Origin of the sequence: Curtobacterium sp. VKM Ac-1393 (genome assembly GCF_015350995.1) — a bacterium.
In the GTDB taxonomy this organism is placed as follows: Bacteria; Actinomycetota; Actinomycetes; order Actinomycetales; family Microbacteriaceae; genus Curtobacterium.
In genome coordinates, this window is record NZ_JADKRW010000005.1 from 29,418 (window position 1) to 45,271 (window position 15,854).

Annotated in this window: 16 protein-coding genes; 9 read left to right on the plus strand and 7 right to left on the minus strand. The window is 71.1% G+C overall.

What is annotated here, in order from left to right:
- Genes ITJ59_RS12000 through ITJ59_RS12010 form a run of 3 tightly spaced genes read left to right on the plus strand, consistent with a single transcriptional unit; the run spans window position 1 to window position 4,666 of the window.
- The gene (locus ITJ59_RS12000) at window positions 1-1,167 is read left to right on the plus strand and encodes an HpcH/HpaI aldolase/citrate lyase family protein (protein ID WP_194651340.1); all 1,167 of its coding nucleotides are present in this window, start codon (window positions 1-3) and stop codon (window positions 1,165-1,167) included.
- On the plus strand, window positions 1,164-3,845 hold the full coding sequence (locus ITJ59_RS12005) for a phosphoribosyltransferase domain-containing protein (RefSeq protein ID WP_194651341.1): 2,682 nt from the start codon (window positions 1,164-1,166) through the stop codon (window positions 3,843-3,845). The genes ITJ59_RS12000 and ITJ59_RS12005 overlap by 4 nt, the downstream gene beginning before the upstream one ends.
- Window positions 3,842-4,666, plus strand: a complete 825-nt coding sequence (locus ITJ59_RS12010; protein ID WP_194651342.1) for an HAD family hydrolase — start codon at window positions 3,842-3,844, stop codon at window positions 4,664-4,666. Before ITJ59_RS12005 ends, ITJ59_RS12010 begins: the two co-directional genes overlap by 4 nt.
- 78 nt (window positions 4,667-4,744) lie before the next feature.
- Here ITJ59_RS12010 and ITJ59_RS12015 read toward each other — a convergent pair whose 3' ends face one another.
- The 3 genes from ITJ59_RS12015 to glgA form a co-directional block, all read right to left on the minus strand.
- A complete protein-coding gene (locus ITJ59_RS12015) occupies window positions 4,745-4,993 on the minus strand; it encodes a type B 50S ribosomal protein L31 (RefSeq protein ID WP_017887280.1) in 249 nt (82 codons plus the stop codon).
- A gap of 108 nt (window positions 4,994-5,101) precedes the next feature.
- Window positions 5,102-5,884, minus strand: a complete 783-nt coding sequence (locus ITJ59_RS12020) for an ABC transporter ATP-binding protein (protein WP_194651343.1) — start codon at window positions 5,882-5,884, stop codon at window positions 5,102-5,104.
- 9 nt (window positions 5,885-5,893) lie between these two features.
- Entirely contained in the window at window positions 5,894-7,093 is a 1,200-nt protein-coding gene (gene glgA, locus ITJ59_RS12025) for a glycogen synthase (RefSeq protein WP_194651344.1), read from the minus strand.
- Window positions 7,094-7,140: 47 nt separating this feature from the next.
- Here glgA and glgC point away from each other — a divergent pair, with 47 nt between their 5' ends.
- Window positions 7,141-8,382: a glucose-1-phosphate adenylyltransferase gene (gene glgC, locus ITJ59_RS12030; protein ID WP_194651345.1), complete on the plus strand. Its 1,242-nt coding sequence runs from the start codon at window positions 7,141-7,143 to the stop codon at window positions 8,380-8,382.
- A 99-nt stretch (window positions 8,383-8,481) separates the two neighbouring features.
- Window positions 8,482-9,120: a phosphoserine phosphatase SerB gene (gene serB, locus ITJ59_RS12035; RefSeq protein ID WP_194651346.1), complete on the plus strand. Its 639-nt coding sequence runs from the start codon at window positions 8,482-8,484 to the stop codon at window positions 9,118-9,120.
- A gap of 92 nt (window positions 9,121-9,212) precedes the next feature.
- Here serB and fabG read toward each other — a convergent pair whose 3' ends face one another.
- Complete coding sequence (gene fabG / locus ITJ59_RS12040) at window positions 9,213-9,926, minus strand: 3-oxoacyl-ACP reductase FabG (protein ID WP_027465673.1); 714 nt, start codon at window positions 9,924-9,926, stop codon at window positions 9,213-9,215.
- Window positions 9,927-10,091: 165 nt separating this feature from the next.
- Here fabG and ITJ59_RS12045 point away from each other — a divergent pair, with 165 nt between their 5' ends.
- The 3 genes from ITJ59_RS12045 to ITJ59_RS12055 are packed head-to-tail and all read left to right on the plus strand — an operon-like array spanning window position 10,092 to window position 11,799.
- A complete protein-coding gene (locus ITJ59_RS12045; protein WP_194651348.1) occupies window positions 10,092-10,514 on the plus strand; it encodes a DUF3099 domain-containing protein in 423 nt (140 codons plus the stop codon).
- Window positions 10,514-10,822, plus strand: coding sequence for a hypothetical protein (locus tag ITJ59_RS12050; RefSeq protein ID WP_416354864.1), 309 nt, complete (start codon window positions 10,514-10,516; stop codon window positions 10,820-10,822). The genes ITJ59_RS12045 and ITJ59_RS12050 overlap by 1 nt, the downstream gene beginning before the upstream one ends.
- A complete protein-coding gene (locus ITJ59_RS12055) occupies window positions 10,819-11,799 on the plus strand; it encodes an SURF1 family protein (protein WP_194651350.1) in 981 nt (326 codons plus the stop codon). Before ITJ59_RS12050 ends, ITJ59_RS12055 begins: the two co-directional genes overlap by 4 nt.
- 360 nt (window positions 11,800-12,159) lie before the next feature.
- Here the strand turns inward: ITJ59_RS12055 and ITJ59_RS12060 are convergent, their stop codons facing one another.
- Window positions 12,160-13,758, minus strand: coding sequence for an ABC-F family ATP-binding cassette domain-containing protein (locus ITJ59_RS12060; protein ID WP_194651353.1), 1,599 nt, complete (start codon window positions 13,756-13,758; stop codon window positions 12,160-12,162).
- Between the two features lie 115 nt (window positions 13,759-13,873).
- Here ITJ59_RS12060 and ITJ59_RS12065 point away from each other — a divergent pair, with 115 nt between their 5' ends.
- Window positions 13,874-14,473 carry a biotin transporter BioY gene (locus tag ITJ59_RS12065; protein ID WP_194651354.1) on the plus strand — a complete coding sequence of 200 codons (600 nt, stop codon included), beginning with the start codon at window positions 13,874-13,876 and terminating at the stop codon, window positions 14,471-14,473.
- Between the two features lie 212 nt (window positions 14,474-14,685).
- On the opposite strand, the gene ITJ59_RS12070 is transcribed toward ITJ59_RS12065, so the two are convergent.
- Entirely contained in the window at window positions 14,686-15,015 is a 330-nt protein-coding gene (locus tag ITJ59_RS12070) for a metal-sulfur cluster assembly factor (protein ID WP_194651355.1), read from the minus strand.
- A complete protein-coding gene (sufC, locus tag ITJ59_RS12075; RefSeq protein WP_111083971.1) occupies window positions 15,015-15,797 on the minus strand; it encodes a Fe-S cluster assembly ATPase SufC in 783 nt (260 codons plus the stop codon). The genes ITJ59_RS12070 and sufC overlap by 1 nt, the downstream gene beginning before the upstream one ends.
- Between the last annotated feature and the right edge of the window lie 57 nt (window positions 15,798-15,854).

Genomic DNA, 15,854 nt, shown 5'->3' on the forward strand with positions numbered 1-15,854 from the left:
ATGCGCCACTTCGCCCACCTCGAGGGACAGGAGCAGCTGTTCCTGCACCCGCCGGAGGACGTCGGCCGCGACAGCGACCAGGGCCTCCGGGCGGTCGCCCTCGGCGCCACGCTCTACACGCCGGGCATCCGACCCGACCTGGTGCACGACGTCCGGCGCCAGACCGCCCTCGGCGCCGGGTCGATCGTGCTCTGCCTCGAGGACTCCGTCGCCGACGCCGACCTCCCCGTCGCCGAGACCCACGTCGAGGACGCCCTGCGTGCGCTGCAGCAGGACGCCGACGATGCCACCCTGCCGCAGCTCTTCCTGCGGGTCCGTGACCCCGGACACCTCCGCCGGCTGACCGACCGCTTCGGCGACCGTCTGCTCGACGTGCTCACCGGCTTCGTCCTGCCGAAGTTCGAGGACTCCCCGAACAGCGGATCCCGCTACTTCGACGTGCTCGACGACCTGAACGCCGGCCGTCCCGAACACCGCCGCCTGCTGGTCATGCCGATCCTCGAGTCACCGTCGATCATGCACCGCGAGACCCGCACCGAGGCCCTCGCGGCGCTCCGTGACCTGCTGCTGGCGCGCCGCCGCGACGTCCTGGCGCTGCGCATCGGCGCCACCGACCTGTCGAGCGTGTTCGGCCTGCGCCGACCGTCCCACCTGACCGTGTACGAGGTGCAGGTGCTCGCCTCGGTCATCGGTGACGTGGTGAACGTGCTGGGACGGGCCCGTGACGGCTTCGTCGTCAGCGGTCCGGTGTGGGAGCACTACCCCGGCTCCGACCGGGTGTTCCGCACCCAGCTGCGGGCGACGCCGTTCGAGGTCGCGGGTGACCTGGCGCTGCGTCGCCAGCTGCTGCTCGAGGGCTTCGACGGCCTGCTCCGCGAGGTCACCCTCGACCGCGCGAACGGGCTGACCGGCAAGACCGTCATCCACCCCCGGCACGTGCCGTTGGTGCACGCCATGTCGGTCGTGAGCGACGAGGAGTTCTCGGACGCGACCGACGTCCTCGCGAACGTCGACGGCGGTGTCGCCGCTTCCCGCTACGGCAACAAGATGAACGAGATGCGACCGCACCACGACTGGGCCGAGCGCACGATCCTGCGCGCGCGGGCCTTCGGTGTCGCCAACCCCGACGTGACGTTCGTCGACGTGCTCGAACGGAGCCTGCAGTGACCGAAGCCCCGCCCACCCCCGCCGACCTCGGCGTCGCCCTCACCGACGCGCCGCCGACGACGGTCGCGCCGTCCGTGCCGCTCGGCTCCCTCGCACGGATCGCCCTGCGCCGGAACCCGAAGCGAGCGCACCTGCTGGTGTCGACGGTGCTCGCGAAGCACCTGCCCACCGTCCCCGCGGTCGCCCTGACGGCCGGCGAGGCACTGGCCGCACGGGTGGCCGACGTGCTCGACGGCGGGTCGCGCTGGGACACCGCCGCCGCCGCCCGGCTCGAGCGCGTCGTCGGTGCGGCCGCTGCCGCCGACGCTCCGGACGGCGACACGGCCGCCGCCGCCGGACCCACGGGTGCAGACCCTGCGACGCTCGCAGTGCACCGCGCCGCGACCACGCTGCGGACGGACCTCGCGGCGCTGCGCCCCGAGCACCCGGACACGCTCGTCCTGGGCTTCGCCGAGACGGCGACCGCGCTCGGCGCGATGGTCGCCGAAGCACTCGGCGCCGCGTACCTGCACTCCACCCGGCACGACCCGCCTGGTGCCGTGCCCGCCGCCGGGTTCGACGAGGCCCACTCCCACGCGACCGCGCACCGCCTGCTCCCCGCCGACCCCGACTGGCTGCCCGACGACGGCACGGTCGTCCTCGTCGACGACGAGCTGAGCACCGGCGCCACCGCGCGCGCGACGATCCGCGCACTGCACGCCCTCGCGCCGCAGCGGCGCTGGGTGGTCGCCGGTCTCATCGACCTCCGCTCCGCAGCGGACGTCACGGCGACCGAGGCACTCGCGGCCGAGATCGGGGCACCCGTCACGGTGGTCGCGCTCGGCCGCGGCGACGTCGTCCTGCCGGCCGACCTCGCACACGCCGCCTCCGCGGTCGTCGCGGCCCACGCGGTCGCACCGACGGACGCACGAGACCTGTCGGACGCGCACCGGATCGAGACCGGCGAGGTGTCGGACGGGAGGCCCGTGGCGGCCCCGCCCCGCGCCTCCCGTCCGACAGCGGTCACCACCGTCACCGCACCGCCCACCGCCGTCGACCGCACCGGCACGCCGGCACGCCGTGTCCGGCTCCCACGTACCGACGTCGAGGGGATCGCACGCGACGTCGTCGCGGCGCTCGGCGACGCGCCGCGACGTGTCCTGGTCCTCGGCACCGAGGAGCACATGCACACGCCGCTCGTGGTCGCGGACGCGATCCGGCGGCAGTCCGACGCCGACGTGCGGTTCTCGACCACCACGCGGTCCCCGGTCGCCGTCCTCGACGACCCGGCGTGGCCGATCCGATCCGGTGTCCGCTTCCGGTCGCACGACGCCACCGTGGACGGCCCAGGGGAACGCTTCGCGTACAACGTGCACGGCTTCGACGCGATCGTGGTCCTGCCCGAACCCGGCACCGAACGCGACCTGCTCGACGGCGCGGACGGCCTCCTCGCCGCACTGCTGACCGCGGCACCCACCGTCGTCCTCGTGCGTGCGCCGCTCGACGCGCACGACGGCTCCGGTGTCCCGCGGCCGCTCACCGGGCCGTCCTTCGGCTCCTACGAACCCGACGACGTCACCTGGCTGCTCCAGGACCTGGCCGGAGCGGCGCTCGAGGCCGACACGGCCGACCGCGAGCGGGCGATCCAGCTCGATGGGGCGAACTACGCCGAGTCGCTGCCCGTCGAGTACGTCCCGTCGGACGAGTACGAGGCGCTCTACCGGGACGCCCTCGATCGGTCCGCCGAACGCATCGCCGAGGCCGTGGGGATCGTCACCGAGCTGATCCTGCGCGGTCGGCCGCGCCCGGTCCTGGTGTCCCTGGCCCGGGCGGGCACCCCGATCGGCATCCTGGTGCGACGGTGGGCCGAGGTGCACCACGGCCTGCGGCTCCCCCACTACACGGCGAGCATCGTGCGCGGGGTGGGCCTCGACGAGACGGCACTCCGCTGGCTCGCCGCCCACCACGACCCGAGCCAGGTCGTCTTCGTCGACGGGTGGACGGGCAAGGGCGCGATCACCCGCGAACTCACCGAGGCCCTGAACCGCTTCGCGGCGTCCGACGGTGTCCGCTTCGCCGACGACCTCGCCGTCCTGGCCGACCCCGCGGGGTGCACGCCCCTGCACGGCACGCGCGACGACTACCTCGTCCCGTCGGCCTGTCTCAACTCGACGGTGTCCGGGCTGGTGTCCCGCACCGTGCGCAACCCCGCCCTGACCCCCGACGGTACCTTCCACGGTGCCAAGCAGTACCGGGACCTCGCGCCCCGCGACCACTCCCGCGCCTTCGTCGCCGCGATCGCCGACCGCTTCGACGCCGTCCGTGACCGGGTCGACGCGGCGCTGGCGGCCACCGGCGGACCAGAGGGATCCCGGGCGGTCGACTGGCGTGGCATGCGCACCGTCGAGGCGATCGGATCGGAGTACGGCATCGACGACCTGCACCTCGTGAAGCCGGGCGTGGGTGAGACCACGCGGGTGCTGCTCCGTCGGGTGCCGTGGCAGGTGCTCGTCCGCGACCCCGACGACGTCGACATCGCCCACGTCGTCGCCCTCGCTCGGGAGCGCGGCGTCCCCGTCGTGACCCGGCCGGACCTGTCCTACAGCTGCATCGGGCTCATCCACCCCCTCGGCAGCCGGGTGGCGGGTTCCCCGGCAGGGACCGGGTCCGCCGATGCGGTGGCAGGTGGTGCGGCGTGACCGCGCTGGTCGGCTTCGACCTGGACCGCACGCTCGTCTACTCGGCCGCGGCACTGCTGCTCGACGGACCGGACGAGACCGCCCCGGCGCTCGTCGTGACCGAGGTCTACCGGCATGCCCCGCTCTCCTTCATGACCCGCGCAGCCGACACCGCCCTCGCCGCGCTGGCCGAGCGCGCCGCGGTCGTGCCCGTCACCACCCGGACGGTCGCGCAGTACCGCCGCATCCGGCTCCCCCTGCCGGCCACCGGGTGGGCGGTCACGACGAACGGCGCGGTCCTGCTCCACGACGGGCGGCCCGACGACGACTGGACGGCTGCGCTCCGAGCGGAGATCGACACGACCTCGGCGCCGTTGGAGACGGCCGAGGCGCTCGTGCTCGCCGGGCTCCCCGCAGCGGCACTGCTCCGGAACCACCGCGCCGAGGACCTCTTCGTCTACGCCGTGCTCGAGCGGTCGGAGCTCCCGGACCACGCGGTCACCGACCTGGCGGCGACCCTCGCCGAGCAGGGCTGGACGGTGTCGGTGCAGGGTCGGAAGCTGTACGCGGTCCCGATCGCGATCCGCAAGGAGCGTGCCTTGGCGGCCGTCGCCGAGCGGATCGGAGCCACCCGGGTGATCGCGGCGGGCGACTCCCTGCTCGACCGCGACATGCTCGCCGCCGCCGACGTCGCCATCCGGCCGGCACACGGTGAACTGCACGCAGCGGGCTGGACGGCGCCGCACCTGCTCGTCACGCGGTCGTCGGGCGTGCTCGCCGGCGAGGAGATCATCGGCCTGGCGGCGCGAGCCGTCGCGGACGTGCCGGTCCGCGCGGACTGATCCCGGTCCCCTACCCCACCGACGACGAACGGGCGGCCCTCCCGGAGGAGGACCGCCCGTTCCGTTGCTGTGGAAGGACTACTTGGAGAAGCCCTTGAAGCGCTGGTTGAACTTCTCGACGCGACCGGCCGAGTCGAGGATGCGCTGCTTGCCCGTGTAGAACGGGTGCGACGCGGACGAGATCTCGACGTCGATCACCGGGTAGGTGGCACCGTCGAGCTCGATGGTCTTGTCGCTGTTCGCGGTCGAACGCGTCAGGAACGTCTCACCGGAGGCCAGGTCACGGAAGACGATGGCGCGGTACTCGGGGTGGGTGTCGGTCTTCATGGAGTTTCCTCGATAGCGGTAGCGGTGGTGGGATTGCGCAAGATGCGCGGGAAGTCATCGGCTTGCGCCAGCCGTCAACGTTACCAGACGGACGGCGCGATCGCAGCGCTAGGACGCGCGCGCCGTGTACCGGCCGGCGTCCTTCGTGACGGACAGCGCGATGCCGAACGCCTCGGTCAGGGTCGCGTCGGTCAGGACCTCGTCGATGGGCCCGGCTGCCTGGACGTGACCGTCGGCGAGCACCAGCGCGTGGGTGAACCCGGCCGGGATCTCCTCGACGTGGTGGGTGACGATCACGATGGCCGGCGAGTCCGCGCTCTGGGCGTAGCCGCCGAGCGTGCGGACGAGGCTCTCACGGGCGCCGAGGTCGAGCGAGGCGGCCGGCTCGTCCAGGAACAGGATCTCCGGGTCGGTCATCACGGCGCGGGCGATCTGGACGCGCTTCTGCTCGCCGTCGCTCAGCTCGCCGAAGGTGCGGTCGGTGAAGGACCCGAGACCCCACTCCTCGAGCACACGCTGGGCTCGGCGGACGTCGAGCTCCTCGTACTCCTCGTTCCAACGCCCGGTCACCGAGTACGCGGCCGTCAGGACCACGTCGATGACCTTCTCGGTCACCGGGATGCGGCGGGCGAGGGCGGTCGACGCGAAGCCGATGCGCGGACGGAGCTCGAACAGGTCGGCGCCGCCGAGCTCGGTGCCGAGCACCTCGACCTCGCCCGAGGTCGGGAACGTCTGGGCCCCGGCGACCTGCAGCAGCGTGGTCTTGCCGGCGCCGTTCGCGCCGAGCACGACCCAGCGTTCGTCGTCCTGCACCTCCCACGAGATCGAGTCGAGGATGGTGGCCCCGTTGCGGACCACGGAGACGTCTGACAAGCGCACGACCGAGGGCATGCGACCAGCCTACGGGTTCCGGCCGAGCACCTCGTCGTAGACCTGCCGTGTCCTGGTGGCGATCGCGTCCCAGGTGAACTCGGTCTCGACCCGCAGGCGTCCGGCGCGGCCCATGAGCTTCGCGAGCCCCTCGTCGGCGAGCACCTCGTTCAGGGTCGCCGCCAGGTCCGCGACGTAGCGGTCGGGGTCGGTCGGGGTGCCGGTGCCGTCCTGCGCCTGGTCGATCGGCACGATGCGGCCGGTGAAGCCGTCCGCGACGACCTCGGGGATGCCACCGGTACGCGTCCCGACGACGGGGATCCCGCACGCCATGGCCTCGAGGTTCACGATGCCGAGTGGCTCGTAGATGGACGGGCACACGAACACGGTGCCCGAGGAGAGCACGTTCACGATCTCCTCGTGCGCGAGCATCCGGTCGATCCAGACGACGCCCTCGCGCTGTTCGCGCAGCCCCTCGACCAGGCCGGTGACCTCGGCGAGGATCTCAGGGGTGTCGGGAGCGCCGGCGCACAGCACGATCTGGACGTCCTCGGGCAGCGACGCCACCGCGCGGAGCAGGTAGGGCAGCCCCTTCTGACGGGTGATGCGCCCGACGAACACGACGCTCCGACGAGACGGGTCGATGCCGAGGGCACGCACGGCGTCCTCGTCGACGGTCGGCTTCCAGGCGTCGATGTCGATGCCGTTGTAGACGACGTGCACCTTCGCCGGGTCGATCGAGGGGTACGAGCGCAGGATGTCGGCGCGCATGGCCTTCGACACCGCGATGACACCGTCGGAGTTCTCGAACGCCTCGCGTTCCATCCAGCTCGACAGGCGGTAGCCGCCGCCGAGCTGCTCGGCCTTCCACGGACGGAGCGGCTCGAGGCTGTGCGCCGTGACGACGTGGGGGATGCCGTAGGTCAACTGCGCGATCCGGCCCGCCGAGTTCGCGTACCAGGTGTGCGAATGCACGAGGTCCGCACCGTCGACGTCGGCCGCGATGGCCACGTCGGTCCCGAGCGCCTGCAGCGCACCGTTCGCCTGCTCGAGGCCGGCCGGGGTCCGGTAGCCCCAGACGTCGGCCTCGTCACGGAAGGCCCCGAACGCCCGGACACGGACGTCGGTGTCCGTCCCCGACCGCAGCGCAGCGGTGAGTTCGGACACGTGGACACCCGCACCGCCGTAGACCTCCGGCGGATACTCCCTGGTCAGCAGATCGACTCGCACTGGATCAACGTAACCGGTTCCCAGTGCTGACGCCTACTGTGAGCGGCATGGCTCCAAAGAAGGTCTTCGGCATCGTGCTCGCTGGCGGCGAGGGGAAACGGCTCATGCCGCTCACGGCCGACCGGGCGAAGCCCGCAGTCCCGTTCGGCGGGAACTTCCGTCTCATCGACTTCGCGCTGTCGAACCTGGTGAACTCCGGTCTGCAGAAGATCGTGGTCCTCACCCAGTACAAGTCGCACAGTCTCGACCGGCACGTCGCCGAGACCTGGCGCATGGAGGGCCTGCTCGGGTCCTACGTGGCGTCGGTCCCCGCGCAGCAGCGGCTCGGCAAGCGCTGGTTCGCCGGCTCGGCCGACGCGATCCTGCAGTCGCTCAACCTGCTCCGCGACGAGCGCCCCGACATCGTCGTCGTGGTCGGTGCGGACCACGTGTACCGGATGGACTTCCACCAGATGGTCGAGGCGCACATCGCCTCGGGTCGCAGCGCCACCGTCGCGGCGATCCGGCAGCCCATCGAGCTCGCCGACCAGTTCGGCGTCATCCAGGTGGACGCCGACGACCCGACCAAGATCGACGCCTTCCTCGAGAAGCCGAAGAACCCGGTCGGGCTCGCCGACGCCCCCGGCGAGGTCCTGGCGTCGATGGGCAACTACGTCTTCAACGCCGATGCCCTCGTCGACGCGGTGCTCCGCGACGGCCAGGTCGAGTCGTCCGCGCACGACATGGGCGGCGACATCGTGCCGGACTTCGTCGACCGCGGCGACGCCGGCGTCTACGACCTGCAGCGCAACGAGGTCCCCGGCTCCACCGACCGCGACAAGTACTACTGGCGCGACGTGGGGACGATCGACTCGTTCTTCGACGCGCACATGGACCTCATCGCGCCGGTGCCGGTCTTCAACCTGTACAACCAGGACTGGCCGATCTTCAACCAGCAGACGAACCTGCCCCCGGCGAAGTTCGTGCGGGACGCCAACGGCAACACCGGGTCGACGGTCGACTCGCTCGTGTCGCTCGGCTGCCTGGTGTCCGGCGCCCAGGTCGAGCGCAGCATGATCGGCCCGTGGTGCGGGATCGACTCCGGCGCGAAGGTCCTCGACTCGATCGTGTTCGAGCGGGCGACGATCGGTGCGGGGTCGGTCGTGAACCGGGCGATCCTGGACAAGGACGTCGTCATCGCACCGGGCGCGAAGGTCGGCATCGACCGCGAGGCCGACGTGGCACGCGGCTTCACCGTCACCGAGTCCGGCATCACCGTGGTGGGCAAGGGCGTCCGCGTCGACGCGTAGCGTCGGCCGGTCACGTCTACTCCGACGAACGGGCGGACAGGAGGCACGGCTCGCGTCACGGACGCGGGCCGTGCCTCCGTCTGTCGGTACCGTTGGTGCGTGCCCCGCTTCCTCGTCGTCCTCGATGCCGATTCCACCCTCCTCGAGGACGAGGTGATCGAACTGCTCGCTGACGCCGCCGGCACCCGGCCACAGGTCGCGGCGATCACGGAGCGCGCCATGCACGGGGAGATCGACTTCGCGGAGAGCCTCCGGGAGCGTGTCGCGACCCTGGCGGGCCTCCCGGTCGACGTCTTCCGTCGCGCACAGCAGGCGGTCCGTGTGACGCAGGGGGCCGACCGACTCGTCCGCGGCGTGCACGCCGCCGGCGGGACCGTCGGTGTCGTCTCCGGCGGGTTCCACGAGGTCCTCGACCCGTTCGCGACCGAGCTCGGTCTCGACCACTGCCGAGCGAACCGGCTCGAAGTCGCCGACGGCGTGCTGACCGGGCGTGTGCTCGGCGACGTCGTCGACGCGCACGCCAAGGCCGTCGCCCTGCGCGAGTGGGCCGCGTCCGACGGCGTGGACGAGGCCCGCACCGTCGCGATCGGCGACGGTGCGAACGACCTCGAGATGATGCGCGTCGCCGCCCTGTCGGTCGCGTTCGACGCGAAGCCGCGCGTGCGGGAGCAGGCCGACGTCGCGGTCGTGGACCGCGACCTGTCCGCGGTGCTCGCGACGCTCGGCCTGCGCGGCTGAACGGACCGTCCGGTCTTTCGTGCTCAGCGACAGCTCACGCGCGCGAGCACCCGTGAACTGTCGCTGGGCCCGAACCGACGCGCAGTCGCTGGCTAGTGGCCCATCCCGAGGCCGCCGTCGACCGGGATGATCGCGCCGGAGACGTACCCGGCGCCGTCGCTCGCCAGGAACAGCGTGGCATCGGCGACGTCGTCCACCGTGCCGTACCGGGCGGCGGGGATCGCCTTCTTGAACTCGGCCTGCAGTTCGTCGGAGAGCGCAGCCGTCATGTCGGTCTGGATGAACCCGGGCGCGACGACGTTCGCGGTGATGCCGCGCGAGCCGAGCTCGCGGGTGATCGAGCGGGCCATGCCGACCAGGGCGGCCTTCGACGACGCGTAGTTGACCTGGCCGATCTGGCCGTAGGCGCCGACGACGCTCGACATGAGCACGATGCGGCCGAACTTCGCCTTCATCATGCCCTTGGTGGCGCGCTTCACGACGCGGAACGTGCCGGTCAGGTTGGTGTCGACGACGCTCGTGAAGTCGTCCTCGGACATGCGGAGCAGCAGCTGGTCGTTCGTGATGCCGGCGTTCGCGACGAGCACCTCGATCGGACCGAGCTCGGCTTCGACCTGCGTGAAGGCAGCGTCCACCGAGGCGGTGTCGGTGATGTCGGCCTGCACGGTGAGCGCCCCTTCGGGTCCGCCCTGTCCGCTGCGCGACGTGACCGCGACGCGGTGCCCGGCCGCGACGAAGCGCTCGGCCAGGGCGTGGCCGATGCCGCGGTTGCCGCCGGTGATCAGGACGGTACGGGGGGTGCTCATGGTCGCTCCGTTCGATGGTGGTGTGCGGTGGTGTCGTGCCGACGGGTCGGCTGACACGCCCGGACGAGCGTACCGGAGCCACCACCGCCCCCCGTTCGCGCGCGGCGCACCCACGATCGGCCGCAGAGGCTTAGGCTGGACCACGGGTAGACGGAGACCATCTGTATGAAGAGCACGCACACCAGCATCACCACGCTCCCGGATTCGCCGGAGCTGGACCGGGCGCACCGCCTGTCCAAGTACGTGTGGCAGATGGCGATCCGCGTCGTCCTGTTCATCGCTGCCGTGCTCGTCTACTCCATCTGGCACTCGTGGATCGCCGTGCTCCCGATCGTCGCTGCCGCCGTGATCCCCTGGGTCGCCGTCGTCATCGCGAACGCGGGCAGCCGCACCGAGAGCGACATGATCTCGCCCGCGGGTGCGATGCAGCTCTACGATGCCGTCGACCCCGGCCTGCGAGAGCAGCAGGAGGAAGACCGCGCCCAGGCCTACCGCGACGAGCAGGACCGACTCCGCCAGCAGGCGCAGCACGCACAGGACGAGTGGCAACGCAACGGCGACCGCTCGAAGATGTGGGGCCACCGCTGATGGGGGCCACCTTCGACCTGCAGACCGAGCCCGGCTCGACTCCCGTGTGCTCCCGCGCCGGGTGCGTCCAGACGGCTGCGTGGCGCGTGAACTGGCGCAACCCGCGGATCCACTCGGCCGACCGCGTGAAGATCTGGGCTGCGTGCGAGGAGCACCGCGACTTCCTCGCCGACTACCTGCGGTCGCGCTCCTTCCCGGTGCGCGTCACGGGCATGCACGAGGACGTCGACCGCCTCGACGACGAACGCGACCCGGCATCGTCGCCCAAGAACGACGTCGGGGTGCGCTCCACCGGCACCGGTCGATGACCGACGACTTCGACCCGCACTCCCGGTACGGCCGGAAGCACGCTGCCAAGCTGCAGCGCGCTGCGGACCGTTCCCGCCGGTCCGTCCCGGACGACCAGCGACCCGACCACGACCCGAACGAGCCCTTCGTCGGCTGGCACTTCGTCCGCAGCCGCCGCTGGCTCGGGTACTTCGCGATCGCTGTGGCCTTCGCGATCGTCTGCGCCCTGTTCGGCATGTGGCAGTGGGACCGCCGGAACGAAGCCGTCCGCCAGAACGAACAGGTGGCGCAGAACTACGACCACACCCCCGTGCCGCTCGACCAGGCGCTGCCGACGGCCTCGAGCTGGCAGGACGAACAGGAGTGGCTCCGCGTCTCCGTGACCGGCCGCTACGACGTCGACGCGCAGCTCCTCGTCCGCAACCGCGTGCACAACGGCCAGCCCGGCTTCGAGGTCCTCACTCCCCTGGTCACCGGCGACGGCCGGGCCTTCATCGTCGACCGCGGGTGGGTCCCCACCGGCAACGCGCAGGACGCCCCGGACCACGTGCCTGCTCCCCCGTCGGGTGAGGTGACGGCGATCGTCCGGCTGCAGCAGAGCGAGCCGCGCATCCCCGGCCGGACCGACCCGGCGCACACCGACCAGGTGCAGTCGGTCACCCTTGCGGACGTCGCGAAGAAGGTCGACACCCCCATCTGGACCGGTGCGTACGGCGAGCTCGCCTCCGAGTCCCCCGCTCCGACCGAGGCCCGTCCGCTCGGCTGGGAGCGTCCCACCGCGGACACCGGCCTGCACCTCAGCTACTTCATCCAGTGGTTCATGTTCGCCGCCGGCGGCTTCGGGTTCCTGGCGTACGTGATGGTGCAGGAGTACCGGAACCTCAACCAGGACGACCCGGACGAACGCGAGCGCGCCCAGGAGCGGCAGCGCCGCAAGGACGCCAAGCCGAAGACCGACGCCGAGATCGAGGACGACCTGATCGCGTCCCGCCGCTGACGCTCGGCTCGCGCGCTGGTGCTGCGATTTGTGCTGTGGCAGCTGCTGACGCGAGACGCCGGCGTCATCGCAAGACGCCGCCATGTCCGCGAGACGCCGCCAGATCCGGCGGCGTCTCGCCGCTTCCGGGGCGTCTCGCCGACACGACGCGTCTCACCAGCACGCGAACGCGACCCCACAGCGGACGGGAGGCCCGTGGCGGCGTCACCACGGGCCTCCCGTCCGCCTGCCCTCGCGATCAGGGCGCACGACGCCGTCGTGTCCACAGGACGCCGCCATGTCCGCGAGACGCCGCCGAATTCGGCGGCGTCTGGTCGCCTCAGCGGCGTCGGGCGGAAACGACGGCGTCTGACAGGACGACTACGCGAGCTCGATGAGCTCCGCGTAGTCCTTGTTCCAGTGGTCCTCGGTACCGTCCGGCAGCAGCAGCACGCGTTCGGGGTTGAGCGCCTCGACGGCACCGGCGTCGTGCGACACCAGGACGACCGCACCCTCGAACCCGGCCAGCGCGTTCAGGATCTCCTCGCGCGACGCCGGGTCGAGGTTGTTCGTCGGTTCGTCGAGCAGCAGCACGTTCGCGCCCGAGACGACGATCATCGCGAGCGACAGTCGGGTCTTCTCGCCACCCGACAGGACCCCGGCCTTCTTGTAGCCGTCGTCCCCGGTGAACAGGAACGACCCGAGCACGCGACGTGCCTCGGTCTCGTTGAGGTCGGTCGACGCCGACACCATGTTCTCGATCACCGTGCGGTTGATGTCGATGTTCTCGTGCTCCTGCGCGTAGTACCCGATGCGCAGGCCGTGACCGGGCTGGATCTCACCGGTGTCGGGCAGGTCGGCACCCGCGAGGATCCGGAGCAGCGTCGTCTTGCCAGCACCGTTGAACCCGAGGATCACGACGCGCGAACCGCGGTCGATCGCCAGGTCGACACCCGCGAAGATCTCCAGCGACCCGTAGGACTTCGACAGCCCCGCGGCCATGAGCGGCGTGCGGCCGCAGGGGGCAGGCGTGGGGAAGCGGATCTTGGCGACCCGGTCGGCGACGCGCTCGTCCTCGAGACCGGCCAAGAGCTTGTCGGCACGCGCGACCATCTGGTGCGCCGCGGCGGCCTTCGAGGCCTTCGCGCCGAACCGAGCGGCCTGGTCCTTCAACGTCGCGGCCTTCTTCTCGGCGCCGGCACGCTCCTTGCGGCGACGCTCCTCGTCAGCGACACGCTGCCGCTGGTAGAGCTTCCAGCCCATGTTGTAGATGTCGATGGTCTGGCGGTTGGCGTCGAGGTAGAAGACGCGGTTCACGACCTCGTCCACGAGCTCGACGTCGTGGGAGATGATGATGACGCCGCCGGGGTAGGTCTTGAGGTGCTCCCGCAGCCACACGACCGAGTCGGCGTCGAGGTGGTTCGTCGGCTCGTCGAGGATCATCGTCTCGGCGTCCGAGAACAGGATGCGCGCGAGCTCGATGCGACGGCGCTGCCCACCGGACAGGGTCTTCAGCTGCTGGTCGAGGATGCGGTCCGGCAGCTTGAGGTTCGACGCGATCGACGCCGCCTCGGCCTCGGCCGCGTAGCCGCCGAGCGCGTTGAACTGGTCGTCGAGCCGGCTGTACCGGCGCATCGCCTTCTCGGCGACGGCCGAGTCCTCGCTCGCCATGTCGAGCGTGGCGAGGCGGATGCCCTCGACGAGCTCGCCCAGACCACGGGCATCGAGGATGCGCTTGCGCGCGGTCTCCTCCGGGTCACCCGACCGTGGGTCCTGCGGCAGGTAGCCGATCTCCCCACCGCGGTCGATCGTGCCGCCGTTCGGCTGCGTCTCGCCCGCGAGAGCCTTGGTCATCGTCGTCTTCCCCGCGCCGTTGCGGCCGACGAGTCCGATCTTGTCACCCTTCTCGACACGGAAGGACACGTCTTCCATGAGGAGACGAGCTCCGACGCGGATCTCGAGTTCGTGCACGGCAAGCACAGTGGACGTCCAATCAGTTGGTGGGTTTGCACAACGACGTGTGCGTGAGGTGCACCGCTACGCTGACGGGACCGATGGTTCCGAACGGGACCAGCAGTCCATTCTAGGAGAATCCATGACGAACGCCACCGGGTTCGCTCCCCGCGCAGTCCTCGCCGACCGTCTGCGCACGCACGGGCTGGCCACGAACGCCGCCCTCGTCGCCGGCGGAGCCCTGTTCACCGCCGCGATGGCGCAGCTCGAGGTCCCGATGTGGCCGGTCCCGATCACCGGGCAGACGCTCGCCGTCGTGCTCGTCGGCGCGACCCTGGGTGCCCGCCGCGGCATGCTCTCGCTGCTCGTCTACGCCGTCGCCGGCCTGGCCGGTGCACCGTTCTTCGCCGACCTGACCGGTGGCCTGCAGGCCTTGGCCGTGCCGAGCTTCGGCTACGTCATCGGCTTCATCCCCGCCGCGGGCGTCGTCGGCTGGCTCGCCCGCCGCAACTGGGACCGCCACTTCGGACGTGCCGCCGTGGCGATGCTGCTCGCGAGTGCCATCCCCTTCGTGACCGGTCTGCCGTACCTGGCGGTCGTGCTCGGCCAGCTCGGTGCGCCGAACGACCTGCAGTCGGTGCTCGCCGCCGGCCTGTACCCGTTCATCGTCGGCGGGATCGCGAAGGCGCTCATCGCCGCCGGCATCGTGCCGCTCGCGTGGAAGGCGCTCGGCCGCCGCTGACGCGCGCTGCGCGGAGTGTCTGCCACGCCCGCCCCCGGCGGCCGGGGTTCCGAAATACCGGAACCCCGGCCGCTTCTGCGTCCGCCCGTGGAACCTCGGCGAAACTGAGCGGCGTGTCCAGCCCGGCGCGCCCCGCGCGTGTCGCGACCACAGACGGACGGGAGGCCCGATACCAGCTGGTACCAGGCCTCCCGTCCGTCAGGGGGTCGCGACTAGATCGCGAACCCGAGTGCGCGCATCATCTCGCGCCCGTCGTCGGTGATCCGATCCGGACCCCACGGCGGCATCCAGACCCAGTTGATGCGGAAGGCGTCGACGATGCCGTCCAGGGCGTTCGCGGTGTCGCCCTCGATGACGTCGGTGAGCGGGCAGCCAGCGCTGGTCAGGGTCATGCTGATGACGAGCGCCGAGGCCTCGTCGTCCCACGCCAGGTCGTAGATCAGGCCGAGGTCGACGATGTTCACGCCGAGCTCCGGGTCCTGCACCTCTTTCAGGCCCTCGACGACCTCGTCGAACTTCTCCGGGGCGAGTGCCGCGATCATCAGGCCTGCGCCTCGGCGGCCGACGCTGCAGCAGCCTGCACGTAGCGGTCGTAGCCCTCGTTCTCGAGGCGATCGGCCAGCTCCGGGCCACCCTGCTCGGCGACCTTGCCGGCGACGAACACGTGCACGAAGTCCGGCTTGATGTAGCGCAGGATGCGCGTGTAGTGCGTGATGAGCAGCACGCCCAGGCCGGTCGCGGCCTTGGCACGGTTGACGCCCTCGGACACGATCTTCAGCGCGTCGACGTCGAGTCCGGAGTCGGTCTCGTCGAGCACGGCGAAGCGCGGCTTGAGGAGCTCGAGCTGCATGATCTCGTGGCGCTTCTTCTCGCCGCCGGAGAAGCCCTCGTTGACGTTGCGCTCGGCGAAGGACGAGTCCATCTTGAGGTCGGCCATCGACTGGCGGAGCTCCTTGATCCAGCCGCGCAGGGCCGGGGCCTCACCGTCGATCGCGGTCTTGGCGGTACGGAGGAAGTTCGAGACCGTCACGCCGGGGATCTCGACCGGGTACTGCATCGCCAGGAACATGCCGGCACGGGCACGCTCGTCGACGCTCATCGCGAGCACGTCCTCGCCGTCGAGGGTGATCGAGCCACCGACGACGTTGTACCGGGGGTGGCCGGCGATCGTGTACGCCAGAGTGGACTTGCCGGAGCCGTTCGGCCCCATGATCGCGTGGATCTCGCCCTCGTTGATCGTGAGGTCGACACCCTTGAGGATCTCCTTGGTGCCCTGATCGGTGTCGATCGAGACCTGGAGGTCGCGGATTTCCAGAGTGGACATTGCGTGGGTTCCTTCGGTTGCAGCTGTGTGCGGCGTCAGCCGCGGGAAGTGTGGGGT

What these genes read in the sequence shown, in the direction of transcription:
- ITJ59_RS12000 (WP_194651340.1), top strand. Translation starts at nt 1, where the DNA reads ATGCGCCACTTCGCCCACCTCGAGGGACAGGAGCAGCTGTTCCTGCAC.
- ITJ59_RS12015 (WP_017887280.1), bottom strand. Translation starts at nt 4,993, where the DNA reads ATGAAGACCGACACCCACCCCGAGTACCGCGCCATCGTCTTCCGTGAC.
- ITJ59_RS12020 (WP_194651343.1), bottom strand. Translation starts at nt 5,884, where the DNA reads ATGCCCTCGGTCGTGCGCTTGTCAGACGTCTCCGTGGTCCGCAACGGG.
- glgC (WP_194651345.1), top strand. Translation starts at nt 7,141, where the DNA reads ATGGCTCCAAAGAAGGTCTTCGGCATCGTGCTCGCTGGCGGCGAGGGG.
- fabG (WP_027465673.1), bottom strand. Translation starts at nt 9,926, where the DNA reads ATGAGCACCCCCCGTACCGTCCTGATCACCGGCGGCAACCGCGGCATC.
- ITJ59_RS12045 (WP_194651348.1), top strand. Translation starts at nt 10,092, where the DNA reads ATGAAGAGCACGCACACCAGCATCACCACGCTCCCGGATTCGCCGGAG.
- ITJ59_RS12050 (WP_416354864.1), top strand. Translation starts at nt 10,514, where the DNA reads ATGGGGGCCACCTTCGACCTGCAGACCGAGCCCGGCTCGACTCCCGTG.
- ITJ59_RS12055 (WP_194651350.1), top strand. Translation starts at nt 10,819, where the DNA reads ATGACCGACGACTTCGACCCGCACTCCCGGTACGGCCGGAAGCACGCT.
- ITJ59_RS12065 (WP_194651354.1), top strand. Translation starts at nt 13,874, where the DNA reads ATGACGAACGCCACCGGGTTCGCTCCCCGCGCAGTCCTCGCCGACCGT.
- ITJ59_RS12070 (WP_194651355.1), bottom strand. Translation starts at nt 15,015, where the DNA reads ATGATCGCGGCACTCGCCCCGGAGAAGTTCGACGAGGTCGTCGAGGGC.
- sufC (WP_111083971.1), bottom strand. Translation starts at nt 15,797, where the DNA reads ATGTCCACTCTGGAAATCCGCGACCTCCAGGTCTCGATCGACACCGAT.